This window comes from Pseudomonas sp. P7779, from assembly GCF_013386315.1.
Lineage (GTDB): Bacteria > Pseudomonadota > Gammaproteobacteria > Pseudomonadales > Pseudomonadaceae > Aquipseudomonas.
Map to the genome: position 1 here is coordinate 24,266 of NZ_JACARZ010000113.1, position 6,791 is coordinate 31,056.

Here is a 6,791-nt window from a genome sequence, read left to right on the forward strand (position 1 = left end):
TTGAAATTTTTTGCAGCGATGGATGGCGGCCAGGCAAACGCAAAAAAGCCCCGGGATTCGGGGCTTTTCAGAGGGGAGGGTGTAGGGGGGCCGTTTGAGCGCGGCTGTCCTTATGCCTGCGCCGGTTCCTGGCAGATACGTGAACCTGTGCGCCGCGAGCGCCAGCCGAGGCCCAGCACCATCAGCAAACCCAGGGCCGCCATGATCGCACCAGCCAGCGAAATGGCCGGGTAGCCCAGCCCTGCGTTGATCACTGCTCCCCCCAGCGCCGCGCCAATGGCGTTACCGAAGTTGAACGCACCGATGTTCATCGCCGAAGCCAGGTTGGGTGCATCCTTGGCGGCTTCCATCACGCGCATTTGCAGGGGAGGTACCAGCGCAAAGCTGGCGGCGCCCCACAGCAGGATCGACAAGGCGGCGGGCAGCGGCCATTGCATGAGCACAGAGAAGGCCAGCAGCACGGCAATCAGGACCACGAGCGACGTTATCAGGGTGCGGTCCACCGAACGGTCCGCAGACTTGCCGCCCCAGACGTTGCCGAGGGTCAGGCCGATCCCGAACAGCACGAGCATTGCGGTGACGAAGTTGGTCGAGGCGTGGGTGACATCCCGCAGAATCGGCGCGATATAGGTAAACACCGTGAACATGGCGCTGGACCCCACCACGGTCAACGCCAGCGCTGCCAGTACCGGCCCGCGGCCCAGTACGCGGATTTCGGCCATCAGGCTTGCCCCTTTTGGAGCGGGCGTATTCGGTAGTGCCCACCACAGGGCCACCATCACGAACGCCCCGAGCCCGCTGATGCCCCAGAACGCCGTACGCCAGCCGAAGTTCTCGCCGAACCAGGTTGCCAGGGGCACGCCACCGATGGTCGCCAGGGTCAGCCCGAGGAACATCGCGGCGACGGCCCCCGCGCGTTTGTCGGGCGCCACCACACTCGCTGCCACGATGGAGCCGATGCCGAAGAATGCCCCGTGATTCAGCGATGTCACCAACCGGGCGACCATCAGGGTCTGGTAGTCGGTGGCCAGGGCGGACAGCAGATTACCCACGGTGAAAATGGCCATCAGGCCCACCAGCAGATAACGGCGCGCCACCCTGGCTGTCGCGAGGGTCATGATCGGGGCGCCGATCAGCACGCCCATGGCATAGGCGCTGACCAGCAGCCCGGCGGCGGGAATGGAAACACCGAGGTCGGCGGCGATCCCGGGCAACATGCCCATGGGGGCAAACTCGGTGACCCCGATGCCGAAGGCGCCGATGGACAGTGCTACAAGGGGTGGGTTGATACGCATGGGTGACTCCTCATCTTTGTGTCAAATGCTATAATCATGACTTTTCAGGCGGTAGCCCTCGGCAGGGCACTACAGCTTTGCGTGGAGATCACAAGTGGACATAGGCGGTCGGTCGGGGGAGATGGCGGTGTTCGCCAGGGTCGCGGAGCAGGGCAGCCTCTCGGGGGCGGCTCGGGTGCTGGGCCTCACGCCGTCATCCATCAGCCGCATCATCACCCGCATCGAGGGGCGCATAGGCACCCGCCTGCTGCTGCGCACCACCCGGGCGATCACGCTCACCGCCGAAGGCGAAGCGTATTTGCGCGGCGCCCGGCGGATCCTGGCGGACATGGCCGAAGTCGAGGATGCGATCACCGACCAGGGCGCGCCACGGGGGCGGCTGAGGGTCAGCGCGGCGCTCGCACACGGGCGGCTGTCGATCGTGCCGCTGGTTGCCGCGTTCAGCGCGCGCTACCCGGCCATCGTGGTTGAGTTGCGGCTGGAGGATGAGGTGGTGGATATCCTGGGCGGGCAAGCGGACGTTGCAATCCGCTTCGGTCAATTGGCCGACAGCCCCTTGACCGCTCGCCTTATCGGCTCCATCGGCGAGGTCATAGTCGCTTCCCCGGACTACCTGGCGCGTCATGGCACGCCGCAGGTGCCGCAGGATTTGCTCAACCACAACTGCCTGCGTTTCAACTTCCGCCGGGCAGCGCCCGACTGGCCGTTTCGCGTGGACGGGCGCGATTTTTCGCTGCAGGTGTCGGGTACGATCGAGGGTAACAGCGGGGAGGTATTGTCCCAGCTGGCCAAGCTGGGTGCCGGCATCGCGCGCATTGGCGCATTCAGCGTGGCAGATGACCTGGCCAGCGGTGATCTGGTGCCGTTGCTTGAAGCGTACAACCCCGGAGACCAGGAGCCGATTCACGCGGTGTTCGTCGGCGGCGCGGCGATGCCTGCGCGGGTCAGGGCATTTGTCGACTTTCTGGTGGAGCACCACCCGGCGTGACCGCCACTGACACCACAGGCCGCTCCTCCTGACGCAATCCTCTTGAATACTTGCCTAATCCTGCGATCTTGCCCACCCCTGCATAGCGCCTTGATGAACCAGGGTCTAAAGTCATTCCCATCGCCCGCTAGACTAGTCAAACCACGCGCGCGCGAACCAGACGGGCCATCGATGCCCAGCGGCGAGGCCCCGTCTTGCCGTCTAAAAATACTAAAAAATGCAACACCAACCGATGATCAGCGGGTGAGCCATGGAATTACGAATTAACCAGCAGACCCACCAAGTCGACGCCGAACCCGACACGCCTCTGCTCTGGGTCATCCGCGACAACCTGGGCATGACCGGCACCAAATACGGCTGCGGCCTGGCGCAATGCGGTGCGTGTTCGGTGCTTGTGGACGGCAATGTCGTGCGTTCCTGCGTCACGCCCGTTTCCGGCGTGGTCGGCCGCGAAATCACCACCATCGAAGCCATCGAGTCCGATGACGTCGGCAAGCGGGTCGTTGCCACCTGGGTCGAATACCAGGTCGCCCAATGCGGCTACTGCCAATCCGGCCAGGTAATGGCGGCCACCGCGCTGCTCAAGCACACGCCCAAGCCCAGTGATGCGCAGATCGAGGCCGCCATGGTCAACCTCTGTCGCTGTGGCACCTATAACGCCATTCATGCCGCCGTGCATGACCTTGCGCAGAAGGGAGAGGCCTGATGAACATTCGCATTGATCTCACTGCACTGCCCTTGGTCGCGGCGCTGACTGACCCGGTGAACCTGTCCCGCCGTCGCTTCCTGGCCAGTACGGCCGTGGGCGCGCTGGTGATCGGTTTTGGCCTGCCGCTGGGGTCTGGCCGAGTGCAGGCGGCCACCGCCGCGGCCACCGCCGAACGCGGTACGCAGGTGCCGGCCTTCCTGGAGATTCGCCCGGACAACACGATTCGTTTGCTCAGCCCGTTTATCGAAGGCGGCCAGGGCACGTTCACCGCGATGGCGCAGATTGTCGGCGAGGAGTTGGACGCCGACCCGGCCACGTTCCTGGTTGAGTGTGCCCCGCCCGGTGAAGCCTTTGTGGTGATGGAAAACGGCATGCGCATCACCGGCGGCAGTATGTCGGTGCGGATGAGTTACCCCACGATGCGCCGGCTGGGTGCGCTGGCCCGGGCGATGTTGCTGGAGGCCGGAGCGCAGGCGCTGAAGGTACCGGTGAGCGAGCTGTCGACCGAGCCGGGCAAGGTGGTACACGCGGCGTCCGGGCGTTCCCTTGCGTATGGCGAGTTGGCCGGGCGGGCGATGGACCTGCCGGTACCGGATGTGTCCAGTGTGAAGCTGCGCGACCCAAGCCAGTTCCGTTGGATCGGCAAGCCGGTGAAGCGTCTCGATGCGTATGACAAGTCCACCGGCAAGGCGCTGTACAGCATTGATATGAAGGTCGACGGCATGCTCCATGCCGCCGTGCAGCATGCGCCCCGACTCGGCATGACCGTGGGCAGCCTGCGCAACGAAGACCAGGTCAAGGCCATGCCGGGCGTGCACTCGGTGCATCGCCTGCCCGGTGCGGTGGCGGTGGTGGCCGAGCGTTGGTGGCATGCCAAGCGTGCGGTGGAGTCGATTCAGGTCGACTGGCTGGAGCCGACGGCTGATTCCAAGGTGCGCGGGATGCCGAAGGACTTTTCCAGCGACGAGCATTTCAAGCGCCTGGCCGCAGAAACCGGCCCGGCCCGTGATGATGAGAACGAGGGCGACGTGGCCGGCACGCTGGCCAATGCCAAGACCAGGGTCGAGGCCACTTACCACAACCAGTACCTGCACCATGCCCAGTTGGAGCCGCCTTCGGCGCTGGCGCGCTTCAACCCTGACGGTTCGCTGGAGATCTGGCTGCCGAATCAGGCGCAGGACATGTTCCTGGCCGATATCGCCAAGCGCACCGGCCTGGCCCCGGAGCGGATTACCCTGCATTCGCCGTTGTTGGGTGGTTTTTTCGGGCGGCACTTCCTGTATGACTCGGCCAGTCCTTACCCGCAGGCCATCGAGTTGGCCAAGGCGGTGGGGCGCCCGGTGAAGTTAATCTGGAGCCGCGAAGAAGAATTCCTGCGGGATGTGCTGCGCCCGGTCGCAGCGGTGAATTTCCGTGGGGCGCTGGACAGCGACGGCTGGCCGGTGGCGATTGAAGCGGTGAGCGCCACGGAGGGACCGACCGAGGCCCTGGCGGGCAAGCAGGGCGAGAAGCTCGACCCGACGGCCCTTGAGGGACTGTCCGGCAAGTCCTATGCGATTCCCAACAAGCGTATCGCGCAGATCTATGTGAAGGGCCCGGTGATGCTGGGCTACTGGCGTTCGGTGGGCAATTCGCTGAATGACTTTTTCTACGAATCTTTCCTGGATGAACTGGCCGACAAGGGTGGCAAGGACCCGTTCGAGTTGCGCCTGCATCTGTTGCGGGATAACCAGCGGCTGACCACCCTGCTGAAGGCGGTGGGCGAGTTGTCGGGTGGCTGGAAACGTGGGCCGTTTGTTGCCGAGGACGGCAGCAAGCGCGCACGCGGGGTGGCGATGGCGTCACCGTTCGGCACCCAGACGGCGGTGATTGCCGAGGTGTCGATCGAGAACGGCCAGGTCAAGGTGCATGACATCTGGCAGGCAGTCGACCCGGGCAGCATCGTCAACCCGGCGATTGTCGAGGCGCAGGTGAATGGGGCGGTGTCGCTGGGCTTGTCCCAGGTGCTGTTGGAGGAAGCGGTGTATGTGGACGGCTTGCCTCGGGCGCGTAACTACGATTTGTACCCGGTGTTGCCGCCTTCGCGGATGGCCCGGGTGCACGTGCGCGTGATCGAGAGCGGGGAAAAAATGGGCGGTATTGGCGAACCGCCGCTGCCCGCCGTGGCGCCTGCCGTGGCCAACGCCGTCGCGGCGTTGACCGGGCAGCGCGTTCGCAGCATGCCGTTAAGCCGCCACTCCTTCACCTGACCGGGGCCTGAGCACTTATGAACAACCGTCGATTCGCAAGAACCGTTGGCTGGCTGGCGCTGCCGTGCCTGGTCGCCGCAGGCCTGCTGGCCTGGTATGTCACCCGCGAGCCTGTCTCGCCGCTGGGGGCCGAGCCCGTCGCCACGGACCCGGCGCTGGTCGCCCGAGGCGAGTATGTCGCCCGGCTCAGCGACTGTGTGGCGTGCCACAGCGTGCCCAACGGCAAGCCCTTTGCCGGTGGCCTGGAAATGGCCACGCCGCTGGGGGCGATCCACGCCACCAACGTCACGCCAGACCCGGAAACCGGCATTGGCAGCTACAGCCTCGCCGACTTCGACCGCGCGGTGCGCCAGGGTGTCGCGCCGGGTGGGCGCCGCCTGTATCCGGCGATGCCGTACCCGTCCTATGCCAAGCTCAGCGACGATGATGTGCGCGCCCTATACGCGTTCTTCATGAAGGGCGTGGCGCCGGTGCAGCAGGCCAATATCAAGAGTTCGATCCCGTGGCCATTGAATATGCGGTGGCCGATCGCGCTGTGGAATGGCGTGTTTACCGACAGCAAGCCGTATGTCGCGAAGGCCGGGAAGGATGAACTGTGGAACCGGGGGGCCTACATCGTGCAGGGCCCGGGGCATTGCGGCAGTTGCCACACGCCACGGGGCCTGGCCTTCAACGAAAAGGCTCTGGATGAAAGTGGCAAGCCGTACCTGGCCGGTGGCTTGCTCGACGGCTGGTACGCACCGAGCCTGCGGGATGATCCCAACACCGGCCTGGGGCGCTGGAGCGAGCCGGAAGTGGTGCAGTTCCTCAAGACCGGTCGCAACAAACATGCGGTGGTTTATGGCTCGATGACCGAGGCGTTCAACAACTCCACGCAGTTCATGAGCGACGATGACCTGGCGGCGATTGCGCGCTATCTGCGGTCGTTGCCGGGCGACGAGCAGCGCGACGGTGCGGCCTGGCAGTATCAGGCGGTGTCGGCTGCGCAACGCCTGGATGCGCCGGGTGCGCATACCTATGTGACCCGCTGCGCCTCGTGCCACGGGCTGGAAGGCAAAGGGCAACCGGACTGGATGCCGCCGCTGGCCGGCGCCACCTCCGCACTGGCCAAGGAGGACGCCTCGGCGATCAACATCACCCTCAATGGCTCGCAGCGCGTAGTGGCGGCCAATGTGGCGGACGCTTATCGCATGCCGGCGTTCCGTGAGCAGTTGTCGGACCAGGAGATTGCTGAAGTGCTGACGTTTGTGCGCGGCACCTGGGGCAATCAGGGTGGGGCGGTGGATGCCAAGGCGGTGGGCAAGTTGCGTGAGCACACGGGCCCGGCGAGCAGTAGCCCGATCATTCTGCAAATGCGCTGAGGGAAATGCGCCTTGTGAGGGAGGCGCTTTGTGTAGGAACTGCTTTATGTGGGAGCGGGCTTGCTCGCGAAGAAACTGAGAGCGCCCCGTTGAATCAGGATGTTCGCGTTTTCGTTTACGACCTTCGCGAGCCAACCCGCCCCCCCATTTTGGTTCTTGTCCCCTTTGTTTTTTCTTTTGCTTCACCAC

5 protein-coding genes are annotated in these 6,791 nt (G+C 64.8%); 4 read left to right on the plus strand and 1 reads right to left on the minus strand.

All coding sequences use genetic code 11. The annotated features are described in order from the left end of the window. Window positions 1–110 precede the first annotated feature (110 nt). A complete protein-coding gene (locus HX869_RS27350) occupies window positions 111–1,295 on the minus strand; it encodes an MFS transporter (RefSeq protein ID WP_178903943.1) in 1,185 nt (394 codons plus the stop codon). 94 nt (window positions 1,296–1,389) lie between these two features. On the opposite strand from HX869_RS27350, the gene HX869_RS27355 reads away from it, so the two are divergent. From HX869_RS27355 to HX869_RS27370, 4 genes are all read left to right on the plus strand, one after another. Further along, window positions 1,390–2,283 carry a LysR family transcriptional regulator gene (locus tag HX869_RS27355; protein ID WP_177019886.1) on the plus strand — a complete coding sequence of 298 codons (894 nt, stop codon included), beginning with the start codon at window positions 1,390–1,392 and terminating at the stop codon, window positions 2,281–2,283. 250 nt (window positions 2,284–2,533) lie between these two features. Continuing rightward, window positions 2,534–2,989 carry a (2Fe-2S)-binding protein gene (locus HX869_RS27360; RefSeq protein WP_003215609.1) on the plus strand — a complete coding sequence of 152 codons (456 nt, stop codon included), beginning with the start codon at window positions 2,534–2,536 and terminating at the stop codon, window positions 2,987–2,989. Then, complete coding sequence (locus HX869_RS27365) at window positions 2,989–5,241, plus strand: xanthine dehydrogenase family protein molybdopterin-binding subunit (RefSeq protein ID WP_178903944.1); 2,253 nt, start codon at window positions 2,989–2,991, stop codon at window positions 5,239–5,241. Before HX869_RS27360 ends, HX869_RS27365 begins: the two co-directional genes overlap by 1 nt. Window positions 5,242–5,258: 17 nt before the next feature. Next, window positions 5,259–6,602 (plus strand): cytochrome c, encoded by a 1,344-nt coding sequence (locus tag HX869_RS27370; protein ID WP_003215611.1) that lies wholly within the window; start codon window positions 5,259–5,261, stop codon window positions 6,600–6,602. Window positions 6,603–6,791 lie beyond the last annotated feature (189 nt).

Coding starts and splice junctions, on each gene's coding strand:
- HX869_RS27350 (WP_178903943.1), bottom strand. CDS start 1,295: ATGCGTATCAACCCACCCCTTGTAGCACTGTCCATCGGCGCCTTCGGC.
- HX869_RS27370 (WP_003215611.1), top strand. CDS start 5,259: ATGAACAACCGTCGATTCGCAAGAACCGTTGGCTGGCTGGCGCTGCCG.
- HX869_RS27360 (WP_003215609.1), top strand. CDS start 2,534: ATGGAATTACGAATTAACCAGCAGACCCACCAAGTCGACGCCGAACCC.
- HX869_RS27365 (WP_178903944.1), top strand. CDS start 2,989: ATGAACATTCGCATTGATCTCACTGCACTGCCCTTGGTCGCGGCGCTG.